Here is a 25,620-nt window from a genome sequence, read left to right on the forward strand (position 1 = left end):
AACAGTGGATATCCTCGCAAAGACGGATAGCCGACAGCGAAGGGCGAAGTGGTGTGCATCAGCCTGGTCATGGGATCAGACGCCAGAAACGAGAAAAGCCGTCCCTGAAAGGGGACGGCTTTTTTATTCACGCGATTCAGGCAGGCAAGACCACCCTGACCTCCGCGTTATTTCACCATGGTAAAGGCCGTGGTGACGTGTTTCACCCCGCTTACCCGGCTGGCAATATCCGCAGCGGCTTTCGCTTCTTCCGGCGTGACCAGACCCAACAGGAACACCTCACCGTTTTCAGTGGTCACCTTCACGCTTGATGATTTCACCTGATCGCTGCCCAGCAGCTGCGAGCGGATCTTCGTGGTGATCCAGGTGTCAGCGGAGGACGTACCCAGACTGACTTTCGGCCCAATCCGAATCTCGTTATAGACTTCGGTGGCACCGTCAACGCCCATGGCGATCTGTTTCGCGCGGTTAGCGACTTCCTGATTCGGTGCCTGGCCGGTCAACAGAACCTTGCCCTGGTAGGCGGTGGCAATGACGCGGGCATCGGTTTTGATTTGCTGATCTTTAGCCAGCGCATTGCTGACGCGTAACTCCAGCGTGCCATCATCAACCTGCGTGCCCACAGAGCGGGGATCGGTGGCGGTTTTGGTCGCGACAGCGGCACTACCGGCCACCACCGCGACGCAGCCTTGCAGCAGCATGGCGGTTAAAACAATGGCTACAGCGTTCAATGCTTTCATGGGTGCTCCTTCCGTCATTCCTGGTGGGGAAACAAGGTGTTATCAATCAGATCGCACAAACAGTTGAGTGTTAACATATGCATCTCCTGAATGCGAGCACTGCGATGTGAAGGAATACGAATTTCCACATCCTGCGGTCCCAGCAATCCGGCTAATTCTCCCCCATCATAACCGGTAAGCGCAACGATCGTCATATCGCGCGTAACGGCGGCCTCGACAGCCTTGACGATGTCACGCGTATTGCCGCGGGTCGAGATGGCGAGCAGCACATCACCGTTTTGCCCGAGCGCGCGCACCTGCTTGGCATAAATCTCATCATGCAGGCGGTCATTACTGATCGCAGTCAGCATGACGTTATCCGCACTTAAAGCCAGCGCAGGCAGGCTGGGGCGTTCGGTTTCAAAACGATTGATCATGCTGGCGGCAAAATGCTGTGCGTTGGCGGATGATGCGCCGTTACCGCAACTCAGTATCTTGTTACCGTTGAGAAGGGACTGCACCATGGTCATTGCTGCACGTGAGATGGCATCAGGTAATGCCTCAGCCGCAGCGATTTGAGTTTGGATACTTTCAGTAAAACACGCTTTAATTCTTTCCTGCACACGACCACCTGGTTCTAAACGTCTGCATTAAAGGCATTGGGCAACCATTCGAGCGCCGGGCCTGTAATGGCGATGATGTCGAAACGGCAATTCACTGTTTCAAAACTGCCGCCGCGTTGCGCCAGCCAGAGAGAGGCAGCACGCAGCAGCTTGTGTTGTTTCTGTCGGGTAATGCTGGCCAGACTGCCGCCGAATCGTGCGTTACGGCGGTAACGCACTTCGACAAACACCCAGCATTGGTTGTCTCGCATTATCAGGTCAAGTTCACCTGCGCGATAGTACACATTGCTGGCGACCCATGTTAACCCCGCCCGCTCAAGATAGCGGCGGGCGCGTTGTTCATATTCGGCACCTGTACGGCGGCGGTTTAGCTGGCCGGTACGATATTGCCCTGACGATACTGGTTCCATGTCAACTTCCTGTTGATCACGCAATCAGGCGTCGCGCTGAGCTTGCCGGTATTGCCATCAAGAGAGAAGCCAGGCACCTGACGCATCTGATTGAAGTGGTTAGCCAGCGTCCAGGCATCCATCCCCATGGCATACAGGCGCACCAGTGAATAATCGTTGTTAAACGACCGGGCGGCCTGCTGCATCAGGCCTGGATTGGCGCCGGACAGCAGAGGGATATCGCTGTACTGCAGGCCTTCCATTTCCAGACGGAAATCCGGGCCTGCGCCAGCCTGAGCACTACGGGAACTGGCGTAGAGCGCGACGTTACTGCGGCTGCCGGTGCGCATGCTGATCATCGGTTTAATCAGCTGCAGTTCATCCTGCGTCGACACGATATAGGCCGCATCTACCGCACCCGACTCGCTGGCTGCCGGTGCGCTGGTTTGAGGGGCCGGTATAGTCAGCCCTGCAACGGACACGTTCTGCGGTTGGGACGCAGAAGGGATAACCACCGGCGTCCCGCTCATGCTGATTCCTGCACCGCTGTTGATGCCCTGCTTAAGCTCTGAAACCGAACCGAAACGCTGCTGGAGCACGGTGCCACCGCCCAGTGACTGCCACTCTTTCGCAAAGGCCGTTGCGACGCGATCGCCCAGGCCATTACGCGGGAGCAACAGCAGCGGCTGGCGCTTACCCTGATCCCAGATATGGTGAGCCGCATCGCGCGCTTCATCTTCTGGCGACAGCGCAAAGTAGCAGATATTGGGATGGTTCTGGATGTGTTCCGGCTCATTCAGGGCCAGAACGTTCAACGGTGTCTGGCTGTTGGCGACGGTTTCGACGTTGTTTTTCAACAGCGGGCCGACGACCAGTGTCGCGCCATCCTGTTGCGCCTGCTGCATCACCTGGGCGATGGGCTGGCTGCTGGTGTCATAGACTTTAACCTGCGCATTACTGGCCGGTTGCGCCGACGGCTGTTGCTGCTGTTGAGGCTGCTGGGCGGTCGTGGCAGGTTGCTGCGCCGTGCCCGTCTGCGTTGTTGCCGTAGGCGCGGCTGAGGGGCTGACAACCGTGTTGGCATCAGCAGGCTGCTGCTGATTCATCGCGATGGGATCCTGTGCGCTGCCCGGCGTTGCCTGAGGTGCCGCCGGGATAACACCGTTCTTCGCGTCGTTGAAGCCTTTCTGGATGGCGCTGGCAAACATCTGAGCCTGACCGTTGAGTGGCAGCAGCAGCGCGATGGTGCTGGTGGACGCTTTGGTGAAGTTCTGCACCTGGCTCAGCTGCGTCGGCAAGGTTTTGGACGCGGGATTGTCGGGATAGCGCGTCTGCCAGTCTTTAATGGCCGACTTAAGCATGTTGGCATCCTGCGCATTGGCGTGCCAGGCGGTCAGCAGATCCAGCCAGCCCTGCAGGATGTTTTCATCGGCATTGATGACCAGCGCGTTCATGTCTTGCTGTGACAGTTGCGTCAGTGCCTGCCAGGTTGCATCAATGTTCTTCTGACGTGCGTCACCCTTCAGCAACGGTTCCTGGGCAATGTAGGCACGGAGCAGGGCCAGAGAGGTTTTCCCCTGTGCGCTGGCGATCTGCAAATCGTAGTAGCGCGCCAGTTGATCCTGAGACAGTTCACTGGTTTTCACCTGGCTCAACAGTTGCTGCGCGTCAGCCACTTTTTGCTGTCCAATCAGCGACTGGGCTTTCAGCAAGCGTAATTCCTGTTGCTGTGTTGAGGACAGTTGATTAGGCAGTTCGCCAATCGCCTGGTCGGCCTGAGGATATTTTCCCTCTTTTAACAAGGCGCGGATTGCGAGTAATTGCCAGTCGGTCTTGCTATCATCGCTGCTTTGCTGCACCTGTTGCAGATAGTAAGCAGAATTATTGGTGGCTGGCCCCTGAATGTCTACGGACTGGCTTTTGGGACCCTGGCCACTACACGCGGCTAAAATCAGACCAGCAAGAAGGACAGGCACAAAGCGTCCTGCTTTATGACGAACGATTTTTGAAGGAAGCATACTGTATCCAGTGATGTTTTTTTCAAGATGCTCAATATTAAATCGGCAATTCGGATGAAACAATGAAACAACTCGATCGGGCAGACATTTCCGCCAGCACGCTTTACATCGTGCCAACCCCAATAGGTAATTTGGCTGACATTACCCAGCGGGCGCTAGCGGTACTTTCCAGCGTCGATCTGGTCGCAGCGGAAGATACACGTCATACCGGACTGTTGCTACAACATTTCGCCATCAATGCGCGACTCTTCGCACTTCATGACCACAACGAACAGCAGAAAGCAGACATCCTGCTCGCCAGGCTGCAACAGGGAGAAAGCATAGCTCTGGTTTCTGATGCTGGCACGCCGTTGATCAACGATCCCGGTTACCACCTGGTTCGCCGCTGCCGGGAGGCCGGTATTCGCATCGTTCCTTTACCGGGTGCCTGTGCAGCGATTACAGCATTAAGCGCAGCGGGATTGCCGTCTGATCGTTTCTGTTACGAAGGGTTTCTGCCAGCCAAAACCAAGGCACGCTGTGATGCGCTGCGGGCCCTTGCCGACGAGCCACGCACCTTAATTTTTTATGAGTCGACTCACCGTCTGTTAGACAGCCTGCAGGACATGGTGACCGAGCTGGGTGCCGATCGTTATGTCGTGCTGGCGCGTGAGCTGACTAAAACCTGGGAAAATCTCAATGGTGCGCCCGTGGCGGAACTGCTGTCCTGGGTCAAAGAGGATGAAAATCGCCGCAAAGGTGAGATGGTGCTGATTGTGGAAGGCCACCAGCCTGATGAAGAGGCTTTGCCAGCGGAGGCCTTGCGCACACTGGCCCTGTTACAGCAGGAATTGCCTCTAAAGAAAGCGGCCGCCCTGACAGCGGAGATTCATGGGGTGAAAAAGAACGCCCTCTATAAATATGCGCTGGATCAGCAGGCGTAAGCCGCCTGTTTTGCCTGCGTGACAGCGCCGGCTAAACGCTCTATAATGCGCGCCGAAGCTGACCAGACAGTCGCCGCTTTGTCGTCGTCCCTCTCTGAGGGAGACGGGCAAAGGGGAGGAAAGTCCGGGCTCCATAGGGCAGGGTGCCAGGTAACGCCTGGGGGGGAAACCCACGACCAGTGCAACAGAGAGCAAACCGCCGATGGCCCAGCAATGGGATCAGGTAAGGGTGAAAGGGTGCGGTAAGAGCGCACCGCGCGGCTGGTAACAGTCCGTGGCACGGTAAACTCCACCCGGAGCAAGGCCAAATAGGGGTTCACATGGTACGGCCCGTACTGAACCCGGGTAGGCTGCTTGAGCCAGTAAGCGATTACTGGCCTAGATGAATGACTGTCCACGACAGAACCCGGCTTATCGGTCAGTTTCGACTTATTCATGCAAACCCCGCGCAAGCGGGGTTTTTGCTTTATGGCGCAGCTATGCAGGCTTTGCTGTCTCCATCAGGCACAGGGGAAAGACGCGCACGACGTTGCCACGGGAGCCACTGTTCGGCGCGAGTCACACAGGATGGTTTGACGATGCCGTGGTAAAAAAATGCGGCAGGGCGGTTCTGTACGGGCGTCCGGGCTATACCCTTCGATCGGGGAAATAAGCGGCCGGTTGCCAGAGGGTGTGTTTCTCAGGCAAATCCCATGCAATTTCTCGCCAATGCCCTATACGCTCATCCGATGTGTTACATGATGGCTTGCCATCTGTTTGGGAGGCAACGATTTCTCTCGTCTATAGTTGAAGGCAGCTCGCCAGACGTCACTGATTTTATGTTTTGCCCCATTGGGCACGCATTCATTGAATGAAGATTAAAAAAACAGGTGGATCATGGTTACAAGAAGGGATTTATTAACGTATTCCGGGGCGTTTGCTGCCTTATCTGCTTTAGGCATTTCTCCCGGCGCGATGGCAGCAGGTGTGCTCAAACTGGGTAACAGCGAAACATTTAATTTTCAGACATTGATTGCCCGGGCTAAAGCGCTGGCAGCCAAACCTTACGAAAAACCCACCGAATTCGATCCGTCATTGTTGTCCAACATCACCTATGACGCCTACATGAAGACCGTGTACAAACCGGAATATGCCCTGTTCAAAAATGCCGGGCGTTTTCCTGTCACCTTTTTCATGGTTAACGGCCTGCACCGCATGCCGGTGAAAATGCACGTAGTGGAAAATAACGCCGCGCGCGAAATCATTCAAAATATTGATTACTTCACCACGACGGATAAAAGCGTCAGGTTGCCGACGCTGGAAGGAAACGTATTTTCGGGTTTCAGAGTGCTGGCAAGCCAGGACGCGTTAAAAACCAATCCCCAAAATGACTGGATTTCCTTCATGGGGGCGTCCTATTTCCGCGCTATTGGTGAATTAGGGCAGTTTGGTTTGTCCGCTCGCGGTATTGCCCTGAATACCGTCCAGCCCGGTGTGGATGAAGAGTTTCCTGATTTCACGGATTTCTGGTTCGAAGCGCCGAAAGATGACAGCAAAAACCTCACGGTCTATGCCCTGCTCAACGGGCCGAGCATAACGGGTGCCTACAAGTTTATCCTGCATCGTGGCAAAGGCGTGGTGCAGGACGTGGAATGCACGCTTTTCCTGCGTAAGGATATTCAGCGTTTCGGCATCGCGCCTCTGACGTCCATGTACTGGTTCTCAAAAACGGTCAAGGGGGCTGCGACAGACTGGCGTCCCGAAGTGCATGACTCCGATGGTCTGGCAATGTGGACCGGCAGCGGTGAACATCTCTGGCGACCGCTGAACAATCCGTTGCGTGTGGTCACCTCAAGCTTCCACGACGAGAATCCGCGAGGCTTTGGATTACTGCAGAAAGACAGGAATTTCGACAGCTACCTGGATGCTGCGCACTACGAGCGTCGCCCGGACCTGTGGGTCGAACCGCTAGGGAAATGGGGCAAAGGATCGGTACAACTGGTGGAAATACCGACCGATGACGAAATCTACGACAATATCGTCGCCATGTGGGTGCCGGATGCGCCAGCCAAAGCGGGTGATGAACATCATTTCCATTACCGGCTGCACTGGCTGTCCGATGAACCTTATCCCTCAACGTTGGCGCGCTGTGGTGCAACCCGACTGGGACGCGGCGGCGTGCCGGGATCTGACCGTCCGCATGACAGTCGTAAATTCACCGTTGAATTCCACGGTGGCAACCTGAATCACCTGCCGTCAGGCGTTGCGCCGGAAGCCGTGCTGTCAGCCTCGCGCGGGACGTTTGAGAACGTGCTGGTCTCTAAGCTGCCTGATGACTCCGGCAACTGGCTGGCGCAGTTTGATTTGGTGGCGGGGGACGGTGACCCGGTGGAGCTGAAGCTTTATCTGAAAGCGCAGGAAAACGTGGTATCTGAAACCTGGTGTTATCAGTACCATCCGTTTAACTCCCCCGCGAAGCCCTGGCCGGTCGCCTGCGACAAGAAGTAATATCCTCATCACGCCCACTCACCCGGTGGGCGTTTTTTTCGCGCACTCATCCCCTGTTTTTATCCCTGCTGGCAAGAAAATGCCCAGTATTGCCGGGCAGGGCGCCATCGGTCTGGCGATGCCTGACGAACTTTTCGGTGTCGGTTTCGCCATGGGCGGAGGGCCGGTAGGGTGGCTGCCCTGAGATCAAGGAATCCAGCGTTTACCGTTAACGGTGCGCAATCTGTTGATCCTGACGGTATGGCAGCCTCCATTTTTGCTGGTACCATGACGCCCCATTGTTGTACTCGGGTACCCTTGCGGATGGCCGCGATGTCGCCTGTTCGGGTGAACTCACCTTCGCGGTTATGAACGAACAGGTCGATCAGAAGGGGTGACTAAGTGAAGGCGACATTCGTAAGTGTTTGATTGAAAAGACTCAGCGAAACCAGATGGTTACGGAAAGCGTCAGTGCGTTAGCCTGCGCTGCGTCGCTCAGCGGCAACGTGGACCATGACATTCAGGGGCGGAAAACCGTTTACACGCTCTCTGGCGGCAATATTGATTTGTCCCGGGTTTCGGGTCTCGCTGACGCATAAAGGATAAGTTATGAGTAATTCTGAAAATATTCTCAACCGGGAAAAAGCGTCGATCTGGCGTCAGTCCGATACCACATGGACACTGGGACTTTTTGGTACCGCCATTGGGGCAGGGGTCCTTTTCTTTCCTATCAGAGCGGGCTATGGCGGCCTGATCCCCATTCTGATTATGTTAGTGCTGGCGTATCCGATTGCCTTTTTCTGCCACAGGGCACTGGCTCGCCTGTGCCTGTCCGGCAGTAACGTATCGGGCAATATTACCGACACCGTAGAAGAACACTTCGGTAAAACCGGCGGCGTGGTCATCACCTTCCTCTACTTTTTTGCCATTTGCCCGCTGTTATGGATTTATGGCGTCACCATCACCAACACGTTTATGGCGTTCTGGCAATATCAGCTACTGTTGCCCGCACTTAATCGTGGCGTCGTCGCGCTGTGTCTGCTGCTGCTGATGGCGTTTGTGATTGGGTTTGGTAAAGATTTGATGGTCAAAGTGATGAGCTGGCTGGTGTTTCCGTTTATTGCCAGTCTGGTGCTGATTTCACTGTCGCTCATCCCGTACTGGAATCGCGCCGTTATCGATCAGGTTCACCTGAACGATCTGGCCTTTACCGGGCATGATGGCATTCTCGTCACGGTATGGCTTGGCATTTCTATCATGGTGTTCTCGTTTAACTTCTCGCCCATTGTGTCTTCTTTCGTGGTGTCGAAACGGGAGGAGTACGAGCCGGAAATGGGCCGGACCTACACAGAAAACAAGTGCAGTCAGATTATCTCCCGCGCCAGCATCCTGATGGTGGCAGTGGTCATGTTCTTTGCCTTTAGCTGTCTGTTTACCTTGTCGCCGCAGGACATGGCGGATGCCAGGGCACAAAATATTCCTGTGCTGTCTTATCTGGCGAATCACTTCTCCAGTATGGCGGGTGAAAAGTCTACCTTTTCCACGGTGCTGGAATACAGCGCGTCGGTCATCGCCCTGGTCGCGATTTTTAAATCCTTCTTTGGCCACTATCTGGGCACGCTGGAAGGGCTGAATGGGTTAATCATCAAGTTCCGCTACCACGGTGATAAAGACGCCGTGTCCCATCGTAAGCTGAACACCGTAAGTATGGTCTTTATTATGGGGTCCACCTGGCTGGTGGCGTATCTCAATCCCAATATTCTTGACCTGATCGAGGCGATGGGTGCGCCCATTATCGCCTCGCTGCTGTGCCTGTTACCGATGTTTGCTATCCGCAAGGTTCCGGCGCTGGCGAAATATAAAGGCCGTGCTGACAACGTTTTCGTGAGCGCGATTGGCGTGCTGACGATTTTGAATATTGCGTATAAGTTTTTCTGACGGGCCGCGCAGCCGTTTTGACCTGACATGTCCCCCATGTCAGGTCTGCGTCATCCTGTTAACCGCGACCGTGAGGTTCATCCCAGTTGAACGCCGGGCCGACAGAGATTACGCCGTGCGGGTTGATGGTTTTATGGCTGCAGTAGTAGTGATGGCGAATATGGGCCAGATTCACGGTCTCAGCAATGCCAGGCATCTGGTAAATATCCCGCAGGAAACCGCTCAGATTCAGGTAGTCACTGATACGGTGACGGTCACATTTAAAGTGGGTGACGTAGACCGGATCGAAGCGCACCAGCGTAGTCCATAAACGTAAATCCGCCTCGGTCAACGTGTCGCCGGTCAGATAACGGTGCTGGCCCAGGATCTGTTCCAGACGGGACAGCGACTGAAAGAGTGCCGTAACCGCTTCATCATAAGCCGCCTGTGACGTGGCAAACCCCGCCTTATACACGCCATTATTGACCGTGTCGTAAATCCAGCCGTTGAGGTCATCAATCTTGTCGCGCAGTGCCGGCGGATAATAGTCGCCCGCACGTGCGCCCACGCCGTCGAAGGCGCTGTTAAACATGCGAATGATATCGGCAGATTCATTACTGACGATGGTATTCTGCTGCTTATCCCATAACACGGGCACGGTCACCCGACCGGTGTAGTCCTTATCCGCGTGCAGATAGAGCTGATAAAGAAATTCATTTTGATGCAGCTTGTCACCGGTTGCCGCCGGGAAGCTGTCATCGAAGGTCCAGCCATTTTCCAGCATCAGCGGATGCACGACTGACACATCGATCATGTTCTCCAGCCCTTTTAACTGACGCATCAGCAAGGTACGGTGTGCCCAGGGACAGGCAAGCGATACATAAAGATGATAGCGATCGCGCTCTGCCGCAAACCCGGCGTTGCCACTCGGGCCGGCGCTGCCATCCGGCGTGACCCAACTGCGCCATGCGGATTCCGAGCGCTTAAAACGCCCGCCGGTTGATTTTGTGTCATACCAGGTGTCATGCCAGACACCATCAATTAACTGGCCCATCTTGTCTCCACTCTCTGTCGTGCAATGAAATGTTCTCGTCTGATTAACCATAGGTGGTGATGCGCGACTGCGACAGCGTTGTGCGCGCATGGCGTCAGACATTTTGTGCCATCGTCTCAACGGCCTCTCACTGAGAGAAGGGTTGATGACGTAAACCGGTAACGATTCCTTTATGATGTCGGACATTCTGCCTGCCCCAGGCATCTCATTCCACCAGCCTGTCCGTGCGGAGAGGCGGAGAAAAAGGAAAGTGCAATGAAAGCCGTCGTCTTTGGATACCATGAAATGGCCTGTACCGGATTACAGGCGCTGCTGGATGCCGGATTCAGTATCAGTGCGTTGTTTACCCATGCCGATCCCGGCAACGCCAGACCATTTTATGGTTCCGTTGCTGAGCTGGCGCGTCGTCACGCTATTCCGGTATTTATCACCGAGGAGGTGAATACCGCCGAGTGGCAGGCCCGTATCGCCAGTTTCGACGCGGACTACCTGTTCTGCTTCTCCTACCGTCAGGTACTGAGCGAGGCCATTCTGTCTTCGGTAACAAAAGGCGCCTATAACGTTCATGCCGCGCTGCTGCCAGCCTACCGTGGCCGCGCCCATCTCAACTGGGTCATTATCAAGGGCGAAACCCGTACAGGCGTTACGCTGCACCGCATGATTAAACGGCCAGATGCCGGTCCCATACTGGCGCAGCAGGCGGTGGATATTCTGCCGGAAGATAATGCTCTGGCCTTGCATACGCGCTTAGTGGCAACGACGGGCAAGATGTTGCCGGGCTGGCTTAAGGCGCTGGTGGCGGGCGAGCTGACAGAAACACCGCAGGATGAACGGGCCGCCAGCTGCTGGGGCAGCCGCAAACCCGAGGACGGCGAGATCCACTGGCAGGACAGTGCCGTCAATATCCACAATCTGATTCGGGCGCTGGACTTTCCCTGGCCGGGGGCGTTCAGCTTTACCCGCACGCAAAGGTTTACCGTCTGGCAAACCCGGGTGATGAACGGCGATAACAGCGGGCGTGCGGGTGAGGTTGTATCACTATCGCCCCTGATCATTCGCTGTGGACAAGGGCAACTCGAAATCCTGCAAGGGCAGGGCCCGGACGGTGAATCTGTTTCAGGCCGGGTTCTGGCCAGTCAGCTTGGGCTGGTGGTGGGCCAGCCCGTGAATGCCTGATGGGGCTCGTGGACGGCCTTATGCGGCTAGCCCAGTACCTGACCCGTAAGGTAGCCGACGGTCGCCGAAAAGCTCATTGCCAGCAGGCTCCAGAAGCAGATGCGCATGATACTTTTGCGTACGGGCGCATCGCCCGCTTTAGCTGCCAGGGCACCCAGTAGTGCCAGCGCCAGCAGGGCCGACAATGCAATCGCGGGCAGGGCGAAGGGCCCGGTAATGAGCAGGGCGACAGCAAACGGCAGCACGCTGCCGGAGGCAAAGCTGATAGCGGAAAACAGCGCGGCCTGAAGAGGTTTCGCGCTGCTGAAGTCGGTAATGCCCAGCTCGTCCCGGGCATGTGCGGCCAGGGCATCATGGGCCATCAGTTGCTCTGCTACCTGATGAGCCAGGTCAGCAGACAGCCCGCGCGCCTGGTAAATCGCCGTCAGTTCAACGGTTTCCGCCGCAAAGTCAGCCTCCAGCTCGGCTTTTTCTTGCTGCAGAGAGGCCTGTTCGCTATCTGACTGTGAAGACACGGAGACATATTCTCCCGTGGCCATCGACATCGCGCCGCCGACGATTCCCGCCAGCCCGGCGAGCAACACCGTGTGGGGGGCACTACTGGCTGACACCACGCCTGCCAGCAGGCTCGCGGTTGAGACAATCCCGTCATTAGCCCCCAGAACGGCCGCGCGCAGCCAGCCTGCGTGTTCTATTTTATGCGTTTCACTGTGTTGCATTCGTTATCCCTGTGATCAGCGACCCGACGGGTACGCTTATTTTCATCGTGCGAAAGCAGAATATGCAGCACGCCCATTGCACCGTGGCTGTAGAAATAGATTTCGACAAACGTGGTCAGGAACCTGTGCCAGTGCAGCACTGCATGCGTCAGACCCGGCGACGCGAACGATGTGCTGTTAAGTAAAAACCATAGCGCGCCTGAGCAGGCCACCACAAGCAACGCGCTAACGCCCAGCCCCTGTACGGTGGCAGCGATGCCGCCACTGTGCGCGTCGGGTAATTTCATGCGCGCCAGACAGGCGAGATCGTCCCGAATACCGCGGAAATCCAGCGTCAGCCACGAAAAGTACCAGTGTAAGCCGCGCTGCATGCGCATCCAGATCAGCATAGCGAATCCGGCGACAATCAGTAACAGGCCAGACAGGATATGAAACCAGGTGATCACCGTTTCCAGACTGTGCCCGCCCAGCGCTTCACGTTCGGTGAAACCGGAATTGATGATCTGGGAAAGGATGAGGACGGCAACGAAGAGATGGAGCCGTCGAAAAAAAGGCGCATCGTGATGAGGGAGCCACTGCCTGTAAGACATGTTCATAGTAATCCTGAAATGAAAAGAACAGGACACTATATTTTCATGCGTAGATTAGGCTTACCTTAAGCGTTTCTCCGCGGTACCGGAGAAGCGGCGAGACGGCAGGCAGCAAAAAAGCAAAACGCACCGGAAAAAGCAGCCGGTGCGTTCAGCTAAAGCGGGATTGCTGGCGGTGAATTAGCGCGCCAGAACACCCTGTGGCTTTTTACTGATCAGGCGATCGATGCTGTACGCGCCCGGTCCAACCAGACCTAACACCAGGAAACCGCCAGCGATAGACAGGTTTTTCATAAACATCAGCTGGTTCACGCCTTCGGCAAAGTTACTGTGAAACAGGAAGGCGGTCAGAATCGTGAAGCCCGCGGTGAACAGCGCGGTGAAACGGGTCAGGAAGCCAAACATGATCGCCAGACCGCCGCCAAACTCCAGCAGGATAACCAGTGGCAACATGAAGCCGGGGACGCCCATCGCTTCCATGTAGTGCTGTGTACCTGCATAACCGGTAATTTTGCCCCAGCCTGCGGTGATAAACAGAATGGTCATCAGGATACGGGCGGCCAACAAACCACTGTCTTCGAATTTTTTCATCATCTACTCCAACGCTATAAGTTTGCAAGGCAGGAATGCCCGCAGTGAATATTCCCGTTGGCCGCCTGATAGCAAACCGCTGGGCTGATAGCTGGAGATGATAGTCGCGAGGCGTGACAGTTGTAAGCGATATAAACTGTCGATGTTATTCAGTAAATCTGACAAAAAAAAGCCAGTCACAATGGACTGGCCTGGTGATGTCAGCGCGGGGGGAAGGTTGACTTAACCATGCGCCAGGTGCTCCACAGGCCAAAGCCGCGCTTGGCCCAGCGTAACGGGCGGTTGGGACTGCGGATGGAGTAAATCGCTAACGCGCTGCTGCCAATGGCCAGATAGCGTTTAAGGCTCAAAAAGGTAAACCAGCCACGGTCGTAAGGTGCCGTGATTTCGAGCCAGCCACGCCGCGCCGCGCTGAGATCAAGGCGCTGTTGCTGAACCTGTTTAAGCAACTCTTCTATACGCGCTTCACGTTCGCGGCGGCTCATTAGCGGTTATCCTCAAGCAAATCACGATCGTTGGCCAGCTCTTTACGCGTATGACGCAGCAGCGTCGACTGGCGTGATTTACGCAGTGTCCAGAGCCCAAAAATCAACGCCAGCAGGAACAGTACGCCGGTGGTGATGGCTATCGCCATAAGACGGTACTGCGCATCGACTGCCCAGATAATCAGCACCATCAGGCTCATCAGGCCAAAAGCAGTAAAAAGCATCGTCAGGCCAAGCATCAACAACATCTGTATCAGATTGGCCTTTTCTTCTTCCAGCTCTGCCACTGCCAGACGAACGCGTGTTTCGACCATACTGACCAGCGTCGTAACGATACGCTGACCAATCGTGATCACCCCTTTAGCTGGTCCGTGGTTCTGCTGTGAATCGGTCATGGTTAACGACGCGAGATCAGCATACCGATAGCGACACCGATCGCCGCGCCAATACCGACACCATGCCACGGGTTATCACGTACATAACCGTCTGCTTTTTGTGCCGCTTCGCGCGTAGTGGCTGCCAGGCGCTCGCCGGATTCGCCTAAACGCTCGCGGGAGCTGTCCAGCGCCACGCGCGCTTTATGACGCAGTTTATCCAGTTCACTTTTCGATTTTTCTGTGCCGCTGCTCAGCACTTCTTCCAGCGTATCCGCCAGGTTTTTCAGCTCAGCACGCAAATGTTCCGATGATGTGTCTTTAGACATAAAATACTCCTTTAACATCAGTAGAGTGAATCCGATTAATAGGGCTCCGCCTGTAACTTCTTAAGCTCCTGGCGTGCTTCTTCCAGCTTATGTTCGCGTTTTGCTATCTTGTCCTTATCATGACCTTCATCGCGCTCTTCCTTGAGTTCGCGTTCACGCTCAGCCACTTTCTGTTTCTGCGCGTTGATTTTTTCCAGATGTGAAGCTTTCAGCTTTTTGTCCGTGCAGCCCGCGCGCACCTCAGTAAGGGCGCGCTCAAGGCCGTTTACCCGGCGCTGATTGTTATGCTTCTTCGCCATCTCAATTTCGTGCTGTATGTCCTGTTCTTTTTGCTGGCACAGCGATTCCGCCGCCATCAATGAACCTGAAAGCGAAAACAACACGATGCCCAGCAGTAATTTATTTTTCATTAGGCGTAGTACCTTCCATTGTTGCCTGATTTACATCAACGCGGCGCAACCGCTTCACGGTGTGCGTTGAAACCCGCCTTAGTTTAAGCATAGACATCAGGTGGAAAAAGTCCAAAGATCACCGATATACGGGGAAACGTTCAGCGCGCAGTCGATAAACGCTGAACGTATAAAGAAACGCGCATCAGGCGAGAGAGAGGTGAGGCGATTGATCGTGTTGCGCGACGATAAAGCCCTCAGGCAGCAAGCGACGCAACACTTTTTGCGCGGCCAGGCTCTGCTCTTCATTGTCGAAATGAATAACCAGCGCATCACCTGCGGGTGTGATGCTTTTGATGCGAATACCTTGCGCGCTCAACTGTTGGTATAAATAAAAGCCGTCCGGCATCGGGGCACCCGCATGCGAAACGCGAATCTGTACCACATTTTCATGGCGCATCAGACCGGGTACCAGGCTTATCGCAATCAGCGCGAATGCACCGCCAATCAACCAGGGCCGCCAGTGTTTAGGTATGGCCTGTAATGTTTTCATAAGCCGGTCCCCCGCTGATTTGCACGGCGCTTGCGCCAGAGAACAACCAGCGAACCGATTAATCCCACCACCAGTAACACCAGCGGCAGCATCATCAGAAAGAACATCAGCTCATCTTCATAACGCCGAAAAATAGGGGTTTTACCCAGCGCGAAGCCCAGAACGGTCAGAATCACCACCCACAGGAAGCCACTCATCCAGTTAAAAAACTGGAAACGGGCATTACTTAAACCGGACAGCCCGGCAATCGTGGGCAGTAAGGTGCGGACAAAGGCGATAAAACGGCCAACCAGTAAGGCGGATAATCCGTGGCGATGAAACAGATTATGGGCCCGCTGATGATAGCGGACGGGAAGGTGTGATAACCAGTTTTGTACGGTGGGCGTATTGCCGAGCCATCGGCCCTGAATATAGCTGACCCAGCAGCCAAGGCTGGCACCTGTTGTTAAGACCAGGATCGTCAGCGGGAAGCTCATTGTCCCCTTGGCAATCAGCACGCCAACCAGAATCAGCAGACTGTCCCCGGGAAGGAAAGCGGCAGGCAGTAAACCGTTTTCCAGAAAAAGAATCATGAATAAAACGCCGTAAATCGCCCACACCAGTGTTGGATCAGAAAGCGTTTCATAATCCTGTTGCCATAAGGCATGCAGCAGCGCTTGCAAAATTTCCATCAATCATTCCCGAACATCATCGTTGAACATGTCCCACTGGGACTAAAGCGCAGACTGACAGTTAGTTATAAATTCTGGGGTGACCGTCTGAGCATGCGTGTCTGGATCCTTCCAGAACTGATTGTTAAATCAGCGATTTGATAAGCCCTTAACGCAAAAGGTAAGAAAAGGGTGATAACTGTAACAAAAATCCAGCTTCGGAGACAGAACTACTCCTAAACGAACAGGAGTTTTACCCTCTCCATTACGATGTAAAAAGGAGTTTTACATGTTCTGACACTATTGCAGATTAACTGACTGTTTTTAGGTCAGATTAGCGCTGAATCGTATCGGCATCAGGTAAGACAACCGGATTTTCGCTGAACATGTAGCGGTCGACATTAAATTCAAAATCGTCGGCGGTGGCATTAAATAACATCTGCTTAGTATTTTCGAGATGTTGCCACATTGCCAGCTTACTGGCGGCAGGATCTTTGCGGATGAGTGCTTTAAGAATCTGATCGTGATCGTCACACCAGCTGAGAATACTGCGCTGATCGATATGCTCGTGCAGTTTGAGCCAGTAGGGATTGTGTAACCGGTGCAGCCACATTTTTTCGACAATGGCCGCGAGGGCACTGTTCTGTGTGGACTGCGCAATACGAACATGGAAGTGCATATCCCATTCTGAGTCCCTGAAATGGTCCTCCTGACGGGCTTTCTCCTGAATCGCCATCAGGTCGACAATATCCTGACGCGTTACCTGCGTGGCGGCGAATTCGGCGACATTACTTTCAATCAGCTGACGCGCCTGAAGGAGTTCAAAGGGACCAAAGGTGGCGAACTCCAACTGACTGCTGGACTCAGCCACACGGGTTTGCTGCTGGCTGGCTATCACATGAATACCCGAGCCTTTGCGTACCTCAACATAGCCTTCTACTTCCAGCATGATGATGGCTTCGCGGACCACTGTGCGACTGACCTGCATTTCTTCGGCAATCAGACGCTCTGCGGGCAGCTTGTCTCCCACCTGATAAACGCCATTTTCAATGCGCCGTTTTAATTCGCTGGCCAGTTGTTGATAAAGTCGACGCGATTCGGTGAGGTCCATAGCACGATCCAAAGTAACAAGCAGATAAGTTGTTATACCACTTTGCTGTAACTGAAGAAAAGGGCTGGCGCAGGCCAGCCCGGGAGATTAGCTGCGAACGGGCGCAGCCTGAGAAGGCGAATGCGGCGTCTGCAGTTCCGACACCGGTTGATTTTTCAGGACGGTCCAGATGACGATGGCGCCCAGCAAATCAAACACGGCCAGCGCAGCGAACAGGGGACTGAAACCTAACGTATCTGCCAGCGCGCCAACCACCAGCGCAAACAGCGTGCTGGCTGTCCAGGCCGCCATACCGGTTAAACCATTGGCGGTGGCCACTTCATTACGGCCAAAAACGTCAGACGAGAGCGTAATCAACGCGCCAGAGAGCGCCTGATGGGCAAAGCCGCCAACACATAACAACGCGATGGCAACGTACGGGCTGGTGAACAAACCAATGGTGCCCGGGCCTATCATCAATATCGCGCCCATTGTGACCACCATTTTGCGCGACACGATCAGGTTTACACCAAACCAGCGTTGAAACAGCGGAGGCAGGTAGCCACCCAGGATACAGCCAAAGTCAGCAAACAGCATGGGCATCCAGGCAAACAGCGCGATCTCTTTCAGGTTGAAACCGTAAACCTTAAACATAAACAGCGGGATCCAGGCGTTAAAGGTGCCCCACGCAGGTTCGGCCAGGAAACGCGGCAGCGCAATGCCCCAGAACTGGCGGTTACGCAGGATCTGCAGTGCCGACATTTTGGTCGTGTTACCTGTCTGATGCTGCAATTCCTGACCTGAAATGATGTAGTTACGTTCTTCGTCGCTCAGCTTGTTTTGCTGCTTAGGATGCTTGTAGAACACCAGCCAGCACAGCGCCCAAATCATGCTCAGTACGCCTGCGATGATAAACGCCATTTGCCAGCTGTGCGCCACAATAGCCCACACGACCAGCGGCGGCGCGACCATGGCACCAATGGATGAGCCCACATTGAAGTAGCCCACTGCGACGGAGCGCTCTTTTGCCGGGAACCATTCGCTACTGGCTTTGAGCCCGGCGGGGATCATGGCTGCCTCGGCGGCACCGACAGCGCCGCGCGCCAGGGCCAGTCCGCCCCAGCTGCCTGCCAGCGCGGTCGCGGCGCAGAATGTGGCCCACAGTACGGCAAAGACCGCATAACCGACTTTGGTGCCTAGCAGGTCGAGCACATAACCCGCAACGGGCTGCATCACGGTATAGCAGGCGGAGTACGCCGCCACAATGTACGAGTATTGCTGGGTGGTGATGTGCAGCTCGGTCTGTAAGGTTGGCGCTGCTACGGCAATAGTGTTACGCGTCAGATAACCCAGTACCGTCCCCAGCGTCACCAGGCCAATCATATACCAGCGTAATCCTTTGATCTTACGCATTCTGTACCTCTTCCAGTTGTGTATGCGGTCAAACCGCTGTTGTTATCTGGAGCGGGACATCTCGTGATACAGCTCTGCTCACGCCCGCCGGCCCTGCCTGAGCGACCGTTATCTGCCTTGCCTTATGTCAGAAGTTTGTTACCTTGCGGTAAAGCGAGAGCCTAACTTGTTATACAACTTTAAAAGTTGAAAGCCATCACAAAAACCCGTAATCGCATGTGGGATACTGCAAACAGATGAGAACACAGCCAGTTAGCGCGCTGCCGGCGGCAAAAAGGTCGCTTTTCGGGGGAAAAATCTCGCTTAAATGTGACCTGAGTCGTAAAAAAAACGGCAGTCAGTGAAAATTGGTATGATAACTTTGAGCCATTCAGGGTGTATCCCATAAGGAAGCTTTTTATGTCGCGTTTTATGACCGAGGATTTTTTGCTGGACACAGAGTTTGCTCGTCGTCTTTACCACGACTACGCCAAAGACCAGCCTGTCTACGACTATCACTGCCATTTACCGCCGCAACAGATCGCTGAAAACTACCGTTTTGCCAATCTCTACGATATCTGGCTGAAAGGGGATCACTATAAATGGCGCGCGATGCGGGCAAACGGCGTGGCTGAGGCGCTGTGCACCGGTGATGCCAGCGATCGCGAGAAATTTAATGCCTGGGCACGGACCGTACCGCACACCATCGGCAACCCGCTTTACCACTGGACGCACCTGGAGCTGCGCCGCCCGTTCGGGATTACCGGCGTCCTGTTGTCAGAAAAAACGGCGGATGAGATCTGGCAGCGCTGTAACGATCTGCTGGCTCAGGACGCTTTCACCGCGCGCGGTATCATGCAGCAGATGAATGTGAAAATGGTCGGCACCACCGACGATCCGCTGGACGATCTGGTGCACCATCGTGCGATCGCCGAAGACGGCAGTTTCAACGTTAAGGTGCTGCCAAGCTGGCGTCCGGATAAAGCGTTCAACATCGAAGCGGACACCTTTTTGCCGTGGATTGAAAAGCTGGAAAGCCTTACCGATGTCAGCGTGCAACGCTTCGATGATTTGCGTCAGGCGCTCAGCAAACGGCTGGACCACTTTGCCGCACACGGCTGTAAGATTTCCGATCATGCGCTGGATGTCGTGTGTTATGCCGAGGCCGATGAAACGACGCTGGACAGGATTCTGGCGCACCGTCGCAGTGGTGCCAAACCCGATGCACAGGCGATTGCCCAGTTCAAAACGGCGGTGCTGGTCTGGCTGGGCGGCGAGTACGCCCGACGCGGATGGGTGCAGCAATACCACATTGGTGCGTTACGCAATACTAATCAGCGCCAGTTCCAACTGTTAGGCGCGGACGTCGGTTTTGACTCCATTAACGATCAGCCTGTGGCAGAACCGCTGGCTCGTTTGCTGGGTGCGCAAAACCTCAATAATGCGCTGCCTAAAACGGTCCTTTATTGCCTGAATCCGCGTGACAACGAAGTGCTGGCAACTATGGCCGGCAACTTCCAGGGAGAAGGCCAGGCCGGGAAAATGCAGTTTGGCTCCGCCTGGTGGTTTAACGATCAACTGGATGGCATGCAACGTCAGATGACGCAGCTTGCCCAAATCGGTCTGCTGAGCCGTTTCGTGGGCATGTTAACCGACAGCCGAAGCTTCCTCTCGTATACCCGCCACGAGTATTTCCGTCGTCTGCTGTGCCAGATGATTGGTCGTTGGGTGGATCACGGCGAAGCCCCGGCCGATGAAGCCTTGTTAGGACAGATGGTGCAAAACATCTGCTTTAACAATGCGCGCGACTATTTTGGCATTGAGCTGGGAGCCTGATGATGACGCGGCTGAACCGCCACGACTTTCCCGGCGCGGTCTATCACGATCGCGTGATTCAGTTTGGTGAAGGCAATTTTCTGCGTGCTTTTATCGACTGGCAACTGGACTGGCTCAATGAGCATCAGGGAACGGATGCCGGTGTGGTGGTGGTCAGGCCGCGCAATCGCGCAGTCAGCGACACGTTAAATCAGCAGGACGGCCTTTATACGACCCTGGTTCGTGGCCTGAACGCGCAGGGTGAGTCGGTGAGCGAAAGCCGCCTGATCCGCAGTGTGAACCGTGAAATCCAGCCTTACACGCAGTTCGATGCGTTTATGGCGCTGGCGCGCCAGCCCGACATGCGCTTTGTTTTCTCGAATACCACCGAAGCGGGCATCGCGTTTAGCGAAACGGATCGGCTGACCGATTCGCCCGCCGCCAGCTTTCCCGGCAAACTGACGCAGCTGCTTTGGGCGCGTTATCAGCACGTTGCCGGTGACGAAAGCAAAGGCTGGCTTATCGTGCCGTGCGAGTTGGTCGATCATAATGGCGATATGCTGCGCGCGCTGGTGCTGCGCTATGCCGAACACTGGCAGTTACCGGACGCCTTTACACGCTGGGTAATGACAAGCTGTGCGTTCTATAACACGCTGGTGGATCGCATCGTCACCGGGTTTCCGGCCGACAGCGCTGCGCTTGAGGCACAACTGGGTTATCAGGATCACTTCCTGGTAGCGGGCGAGGTCTATTATCAGTTCGTTCTGCAAGGCCCCGCCGCGCTGTTTGACGAACTCAGGCTGACGGCGCTGGCACCCAACGTGCGCCGGGTTGAGGATATCGCCCCGTATAAAGCCCAAAAAGTGGCCATTCTGAATGGCGCGCACACCGCAATGGTGCCGGTGGCGTTTCTGGCGGGCCTGGAGAGCGTGGGCGAGGCGATGGAGGATACACAGGTCGCTGGGTATATTGACGATCTCCTGCGCAAAGAGATCATCCCTACGCTCGATCTGCCCGCTGATGAGCTTAACGCCTTCGCCGACGCGGTACTGCGCCGCTTTCGTAACCCCTTTATCCACCATGCGCTGCTGTCTATCGCTCTTAATGGCATGACCAAATTTCGCACACGTTTGCTGCAGCCATTACTGACTGCCCATCAGCAAACCGGTCAGTGGCCAACAAACCTGACGTTTGCGCTTGCCGCCCTGATCGCGTTTTACCGGGGCGAACAGGCAGACAAGCGCTGGACTTTGCAGGACGAGCCGTACTGGTTGCAGCGTTATGCAGAGAGCTGGGCTGCCGTCAGCGCACAACGTCTTTCTCCCGCGGCGTTGGTTCAGCAGGTTTTAGGTGAGGCATCGCACTGGGGACAGGATTTAACTCAGCTACCCGGCCTGACCGAAACGGTCAGCCACCATCTGCAACGCATTCTCGCGCATGGAATACGCGACGCGCTGAGCCACCGGAGATCATGATGCAAGACGCCATAAAAATTCATCCGCAGGACAATGTCGCCGTGGCGTTGCAGGATATCGACATCGGGACGTCAATTGCGCTGGCGGATCACCCCGTGACGTTACGACAGGCCGTGGAGCGGGGGCATAAGTTTGCCTTACGCTCGCTGGAGAAAGGCGAAACGGTCGTGAAATACGGGTTGCCCATCGCGCACACCACGCAGGCTATTGGGGCCGGAGAACGGGTGCATTCGCACAATGCACGTACCAATCTTAGCGATCTCGACCAGTACGACTACCAGCCAGAGCCGCCAGCCTTAACGCCTCAACCTGGCGATCGCGACGTGCAGCTCTACCGCCGCGCCAACGGTGAGGCAGGCATTCGCAACGAGCTGTGGATCTTACCGACCGTCGGCTGTGTTAACGGAATTGCCCGGCAAATTCTGCAGCGTTTCCTGAAAGAAACCCAGGACGCGGCCGGAACCGACGGGGCGTTTCTTTTCAGCCACACATTTGGCTGTTCACAGTTGGGTCAGGACCATGAGAACACCCGCACCATGTTGCAAAACATGGTGCGTCATCCAAACGCGGGCGCGGTGCTGGTGATTGGCCTGGGCTGTGAGAATAATCAGGTCGATGCCTTTCGTGAAACATTAGGGGCGTTTGAAAGCGACCGCGTTGCGTTTATGGTCTGCCAGCAGCATGACGATGAAATAGAAGCCGGGCTGGAACGCCTGCACGCACTGTACGAAAAAATGCGTCACGATCGCCGTACACCGGGCAAACTCAGCGAGCTGAAATTTGGTCTGGAATGTGGCGGCTCTGATGGCTTCTCAGGCATTACCGCCAATCCGCTGCTGGGGCGTTTTTCTGATCAGATGATCGCCAACGGCGGCACCACGGTGCTGACCGAAGTCCCCGAAATGTTTGGTGCCGAGCGCATTCTGATGGGGCGCTGTCGCGACCGCGCGACCTTCGATAAAACCGTGGCAATGATCAACGATTTCAAACAGTACTTTATCGATCACCATCAACCTATTTATGAAAATCCGTCTCCGGGCAATAAAGCCGGCGGCATCACTACGCTGGAAGAGAAGTCGCTCGGTTGCACACAAAAAGCGGGGCAAAGTCAGGTGGTGGACGTACTGAAGTACGGTGAACGCCTGACGGTACCCGGCCTTAATCTGTTAAGCGCACCGGGCAATGATGCAGTGGCGACCAGTGCCCTGGCGGGCGCAGGCTGTCATATGGTGCTGTTCAGCACCGGACGCGGAACCCCTTACGGCGGATTCGTACCGACCGTTAAGCTGGCCACCAATACGCCGCTGGCTGAAAAGAAACCGCACTGGATTGATTTTAATGCCGGAAGGCTGGTTGAGGGCATGAGCATGGAGGCGCTGCTGGCGGATTTCGTGGACACGATTGTGGCCATTGCCAACGGGCAACGCACCCGTAACGAACAAAATGATTTTCGTGAGCTCGCGATTTTCAAGAGCGGTGTGACGCTGTAAATCACAAGGGCGGCACCCATGCCGCCCTTGTTCCGTGCTTTTCCTTGCCGTGCCGTTACGGCTTATTCAGCTTCTTTTTGTCATTCTGACGGTTAACCCAGGCGTTGATCAGCAGCGTCGATGCCAGAATCGTTCCGACGATGCCCAGCGATATCGCTACCGGAATGTGGTAGATATCGACAATCAACATTTTTATACCGATAAAGACCAGCACGACAGCCAGACCATATTTCAGCATCGAGAAACGTTCCGCCACGTTAGACAGCAGGAAGTACATGGCGCGCAGACCCAGAATCGCAAACAGGTTTGAGGTCAGAACGATAAAGGGATCGGTGGTGACGGCAAAGATGGCCGGAATGCTGTCGACGGCAAAAATGACATCGCTCAGTTCGACCATGATCAGTACCAAAAGCAGCGGCGTCGCAAACAGCACGCCGTTTTTCCGCGTAAAGAATTTTTCCCCGTCCAGCGTATCGGTCATGCGCAGATGTTTACGCAGCCAGCGCACAACCGGTTTGTCACCTACGGCTGCATCGTTCTCTTTCGCCATCGCCATTTTGATACCGGTAAACAGCAGGAAGGCACCGAAGACATAGAGGATCCAGCTAAACTGCGTTACCAGCCAGCTACCCGCAAAAATCATGATAGTGCGCAAAACGATAGCGCCCAGTACACCGTAAATCAGGACGCGGCGTTGCAGGTTGGCCGGAACAGAGAAGTAGCTGAACAGCATCAGCCAGACAAAGACGTTGTCTACCGCCAGCGATTTTTCCAGCACGTAACCGGTCAGGAAAGCCAGCGTCTGACTGGTAGCCACGTCACGCCCGGCGGTACCGTCCAGATACCACCAGAACGCCGCACTGAACAGGAGCGAGACGGAGACCCAAATCAGCGACCAAACGGCAGCCTGTTTGAAGGACATGGTTTGCGAACCGCGACGGCCCTGCAGGAACAGGTCAATCGCCAGCATGATAAGTACTACAACCGCAAAACTGCCCCAGAGGAGTGGCGTACCTACAGTTTGCATAATCGTATCCTGTCTGAAATAAAAAAACGGCTGAGGTCAGAAGACGTCAGCCGCTTATTCTGTGTAAGCAAACCTCGCCTTCCGGCAAGGTCTCACTTACAACTCAGGAATGGATTCTGGGTTGCCTGATGACCGGATGCGTACGCAACGTAGTGACGATCAATCAGCTTACAAGTTACTCCCCTTTGCAAGTCGATAAATTACGTGGCTGGCCGTCAGGAATCAATCGTCTGCCCGTCATATTTTGAAATATTTACACTCAGGCACTGTCGGCCGGAAAGACCACGCCGGTCTGACGTCGGATCTCGGTCAGTAATTTTGCAACGCTACGGGAAATGTCCAGCGCCGGATGGCTGACATGGCGCTGTTCTACCAGTCGTACAAAGGTTTCTGCTTCATACAGCAGGGTATTGATGTGTTGAGGCTGGCTCCAATCCTGTTTCTCCCCGACACGCGGAATAAAGGTCACAGATGGACACTCAGAAATACGTGTCACCACCAGCGATCCCGCTTCCCCCTGGATTTCACTGGCCAGTACCGAGTCGCTGACTTTTGAGTGCACTATCGTGACATCAAACTCACCATAATTCAGATTCACGGTGCCGTGGCCGTCCACGCCACTTTCCAGCAGGGTGGCCGAGGCAAGCACCTGCCGGGGCTCGCCCCACAGCGTGACGGCGACCGCCAGGCAATAGTAGCCGATATCCATGATGGATCCGTTGGACCAGCGAGGATCGAAGGTGTTGGGATGTTCGCCGTTCAGGTAACGCGGATAACGGGACGAGTACTGACAATAGTTCAGCAGCGCTTTGCGCACTGTGCCAAGCGCAGGCAGTCCTTGTTGGAGTTGAATAAAGTTGGGTAAGCTGGCGGTCTTGAAGGCTTCGAACAGCACCACCTGATACTGGCGGGCGCAGGCGATCATGGCTTCGACCTCGTGCAGATTCGAGGCCAGCGGTTTCTCACAAATGACGTGCTTGCCCTGCGACATAAACAGCATGGCCTGCTGACAATGCAGGGCGTTGGGACTGGCGATATAGACGGCATCGATGTCAGGACAGGCGGCCATGGCCGCCAGCGACGTAAAGCGCTGGTCGCAGGGATAGTCATGACAGAATGCCGCCGCCTGCTCCCGGGTACGTGAATAGACGGCACACAGCCTCATCTTGCCGGTTTCGTGTGCCGCCTCGATGAACTGACGCGTTATCCAGTTCGTTCCCACAATGGCAAAGCGAATCACAGTGATCTCCTGCGCAGGTAAAAGTGCAGAGTAGCATCTGGCATCCGGCAGGCAACATCAGACGTTGATCCTGAGATCGCCATTCCAATACTATGTCCGAATACCGCACGTTAAGCACAAGACGGG

General features: G+C 55.1%; 26 protein-coding genes and 1 other RNA gene. 9 read left to right on the top strand and 18 right to left on the bottom strand.

The window, feature by feature from the left end:
* Positions 1-167: 167 nt before the first annotated feature.
* From dolP to C1N59_RS02800, 4 genes are read right to left on the bottom strand one after another with little or no spacing between them, the layout of a single operon-like run.
* A complete protein-coding gene (gene dolP, locus C1N59_RS02785; protein ID WP_006118323.1) occupies positions 168-740 on the bottom strand; it encodes a division/outer membrane stress-associated lipid-binding lipoprotein in 573 nt (190 codons plus the stop codon).
* A 14-nt stretch (positions 741-754) separates the two neighbouring features.
* Positions 755-1,342: a DnaA initiator-associating protein DiaA gene (diaA, locus tag C1N59_RS02790; RefSeq protein ID WP_006118322.1), complete on the bottom strand. Its 588-nt coding sequence runs from the start codon at positions 1,340-1,342 to the stop codon at positions 755-757.
* Positions 1,343-1,356: 14 nt separating this feature from the next.
* Complete coding sequence (locus tag C1N59_RS02795; RefSeq protein WP_006118321.1) at positions 1,357-1,752, bottom strand: YraN family protein; 396 nt, start codon at positions 1,750-1,752, stop codon at positions 1,357-1,359.
* Entirely contained in the window at positions 1,710-3,749 is a 2,040-nt protein-coding gene (locus C1N59_RS02800) for a penicillin-binding protein activator (RefSeq protein ID WP_058708640.1), read from the bottom strand. The genes C1N59_RS02795 and C1N59_RS02800 overlap by 43 nt, the downstream gene beginning before the upstream one ends.
* Before the next feature lie 62 nt (positions 3,750-3,811).
* Between C1N59_RS02800 and rsmI the strand changes: the two genes are divergently transcribed.
* The 5 genes from rsmI to tdcC all read left to right on the top strand — a co-directional run bounded on the left by rsmI (position 3,812) and on the right by tdcC (position 9,076).
* Entirely contained in the window at positions 3,812-4,672 is an 861-nt protein-coding gene (rsmI, locus tag C1N59_RS02805) for a 16S rRNA (cytidine(1402)-2'-O)-methyltransferase (protein ID WP_054633038.1), read from the top strand.
* Between the two features lie 54 nt (positions 4,673-4,726).
* Positions 4,727-5,102, top strand: an RNA gene (rnpB, locus tag C1N59_RS02810) — RNase P RNA component class A.
* A gap of 446 nt (positions 5,103-5,548) precedes the next feature.
* Positions 5,549-7,159, top strand: coding sequence for a glucan biosynthesis protein (locus C1N59_RS02815; RefSeq protein WP_054686996.1), 1,611 nt, complete (start codon positions 5,549-5,551; stop codon positions 7,157-7,159).
* A gap of 431 nt (positions 7,160-7,590) precedes the next feature.
* Complete coding sequence (locus tag C1N59_RS02820; RefSeq protein ID WP_155550063.1) at positions 7,591-7,737, top strand: hypothetical protein; 147 nt, start codon at positions 7,591-7,593, stop codon at positions 7,735-7,737.
* Between the two features lie 10 nt (positions 7,738-7,747).
* Positions 7,748-9,076, top strand: a complete 1,329-nt coding sequence (gene tdcC / locus C1N59_RS02825) for a threonine/serine transporter TdcC (protein WP_054633048.1) — start codon at positions 7,748-7,750, stop codon at positions 9,074-9,076.
* Positions 9,077-9,134: 58 nt separating this feature from the next.
* Here tdcC and C1N59_RS02830 read toward each other — a convergent pair whose 3' ends face one another.
* On the bottom strand, positions 9,135-10,109 hold the full coding sequence (locus C1N59_RS02830) for a glutathione S-transferase family protein (RefSeq protein ID WP_006118315.1): 975 nt from the start codon (positions 10,107-10,109) through the stop codon (positions 9,135-9,137).
* A 255-nt stretch (positions 10,110-10,364) separates the two neighbouring features.
* Between C1N59_RS02830 and C1N59_RS02835 the strand changes: the two genes are divergently transcribed.
* Positions 10,365-11,285: a formyltransferase family protein gene (locus C1N59_RS02835; protein WP_394550266.1), complete on the top strand. Its 921-nt coding sequence runs from the start codon at positions 10,365-10,367 to the stop codon at positions 11,283-11,285.
* 26 nt (positions 11,286-11,311) lie between these two features.
* Here the strand turns inward: C1N59_RS02835 and C1N59_RS02840 are convergent, their stop codons facing one another.
* The 11 genes from C1N59_RS02840 to C1N59_RS02890 all read right to left on the bottom strand — a co-directional run bounded on the left by C1N59_RS02840 (position 11,312) and on the right by C1N59_RS02890 (position 18,468).
* Positions 11,312-12,004: a VIT1/CCC1 transporter family protein gene (locus C1N59_RS02840; RefSeq protein ID WP_006118313.1), complete on the bottom strand. Its 693-nt coding sequence runs from the start codon at positions 12,002-12,004 to the stop codon at positions 11,312-11,314.
* On the bottom strand, positions 11,977-12,600 hold the full coding sequence (locus tag C1N59_RS02845) for a cytochrome b/b6 domain-containing protein (protein ID WP_054633050.1): 624 nt from the start codon (positions 12,598-12,600) through the stop codon (positions 11,977-11,979). The genes C1N59_RS02840 and C1N59_RS02845 overlap by 28 nt, the downstream gene beginning before the upstream one ends.
* A 174-nt stretch (positions 12,601-12,774) precedes the next feature.
* Positions 12,775-13,185 (bottom strand): DoxX family protein, encoded by a 411-nt coding sequence (locus C1N59_RS02850; RefSeq protein ID WP_033739992.1) that lies wholly within the window; start codon positions 13,183-13,185, stop codon positions 12,775-12,777.
* A gap of 200 nt (positions 13,186-13,385) precedes the next feature.
* Positions 13,386-13,670, bottom strand: coding sequence for a YqjK-like family protein (locus C1N59_RS02855; RefSeq protein ID WP_394550267.1), 285 nt, complete (start codon positions 13,668-13,670; stop codon positions 13,386-13,388).
* Entirely contained in the window at positions 13,670-14,065 is a 396-nt protein-coding gene (locus tag C1N59_RS02860; RefSeq protein WP_006118309.1) for a phage holin family protein, read from the bottom strand. The genes C1N59_RS02855 and C1N59_RS02860 overlap by 1 nt, the downstream gene beginning before the upstream one ends.
* Before the next feature lie 2 nt (positions 14,066-14,067).
* On the bottom strand, positions 14,068-14,373 hold the full coding sequence (locus tag C1N59_RS02865; protein ID WP_006118308.1) for a DUF883 family protein: 306 nt from the start codon (positions 14,371-14,373) through the stop codon (positions 14,068-14,070).
* Positions 14,374-14,408: 35 nt separating this feature from the next.
* On the bottom strand, positions 14,409-14,783 hold the full coding sequence (locus C1N59_RS02870; RefSeq protein ID WP_033739991.1) for a DUF1090 domain-containing protein: 375 nt from the start codon (positions 14,781-14,783) through the stop codon (positions 14,409-14,411).
* Between the two features lie 184 nt (positions 14,784-14,967).
* The gene (mzrA, locus tag C1N59_RS02875) at positions 14,968-15,315 is read right to left on the bottom strand and encodes an EnvZ/OmpR regulon moderator MzrA (protein WP_006118306.1); all 348 of its coding nucleotides are present in this window, start codon (positions 15,313-15,315) and stop codon (positions 14,968-14,970) included.
* A complete protein-coding gene (locus C1N59_RS02880) occupies positions 15,312-15,986 on the bottom strand; it encodes a DedA family protein (protein WP_394550268.1) in 675 nt (224 codons plus the stop codon). The genes mzrA and C1N59_RS02880 overlap by 4 nt, the downstream gene beginning before the upstream one ends.
* A 313-nt stretch (positions 15,987-16,299) precedes the next feature.
* Positions 16,300-17,076, bottom strand: a complete 777-nt coding sequence (exuR, locus tag C1N59_RS02885; protein ID WP_006118304.1) for a transcriptional regulator ExuR — start codon at positions 17,074-17,076, stop codon at positions 16,300-16,302.
* Between the two features lie 87 nt (positions 17,077-17,163).
* Complete coding sequence (locus C1N59_RS02890) at positions 17,164-18,468, bottom strand: MFS transporter (protein ID WP_039341892.1); 1,305 nt, start codon at positions 18,466-18,468, stop codon at positions 17,164-17,166.
* 399 nt (positions 18,469-18,867) lie between these two features.
* Between C1N59_RS02890 and uxaC the strand changes: the two genes are divergently transcribed.
* The 3 genes from uxaC to C1N59_RS02905 are packed head-to-tail and all read left to right on the top strand — an operon-like array spanning position 18,868 to position 23,227.
* On the top strand, positions 18,868-20,283 hold the full coding sequence (uxaC, locus tag C1N59_RS02895) for a glucuronate isomerase (protein ID WP_033739988.1): 1,416 nt from the start codon (positions 18,868-18,870) through the stop codon (positions 20,281-20,283).
* A 2-nt stretch (positions 20,284-20,285) separates the two neighbouring features.
* The gene (locus C1N59_RS02900) at positions 20,286-21,737 is read left to right on the top strand and encodes a tagaturonate reductase (protein ID WP_054687167.1); all 1,452 of its coding nucleotides are present in this window, start codon (positions 20,286-20,288) and stop codon (positions 21,735-21,737) included.
* Positions 21,737-23,227, top strand: coding sequence for a UxaA family hydrolase (locus C1N59_RS02905; RefSeq protein WP_054687000.1), 1,491 nt, complete (start codon positions 21,737-21,739; stop codon positions 23,225-23,227). Before C1N59_RS02900 ends, C1N59_RS02905 begins: the two co-directional genes overlap by 1 nt.
* Before the next feature lie 55 nt (positions 23,228-23,282).
* Here the strand turns inward: C1N59_RS02905 and C1N59_RS02910 are convergent, their stop codons facing one another.
* A complete protein-coding gene (locus C1N59_RS02910; RefSeq protein WP_054687001.1) occupies positions 23,283-24,254 on the bottom strand; it encodes a TerC family protein in 972 nt (323 codons plus the stop codon).
* A gap of 259 nt (positions 24,255-24,513) precedes the next feature.
* Entirely contained in the window at positions 24,514-25,494 is a 981-nt protein-coding gene (locus tag C1N59_RS02915; protein ID WP_039341902.1) for a Gfo/Idh/MocA family protein, read from the bottom strand.
* Between the last annotated feature and the right edge of the window lie 126 nt (positions 25,495-25,620).

The sequence above is a fragment of the Pantoea sp. SGAir0183 genome (genome assembly GCF_043545505.1).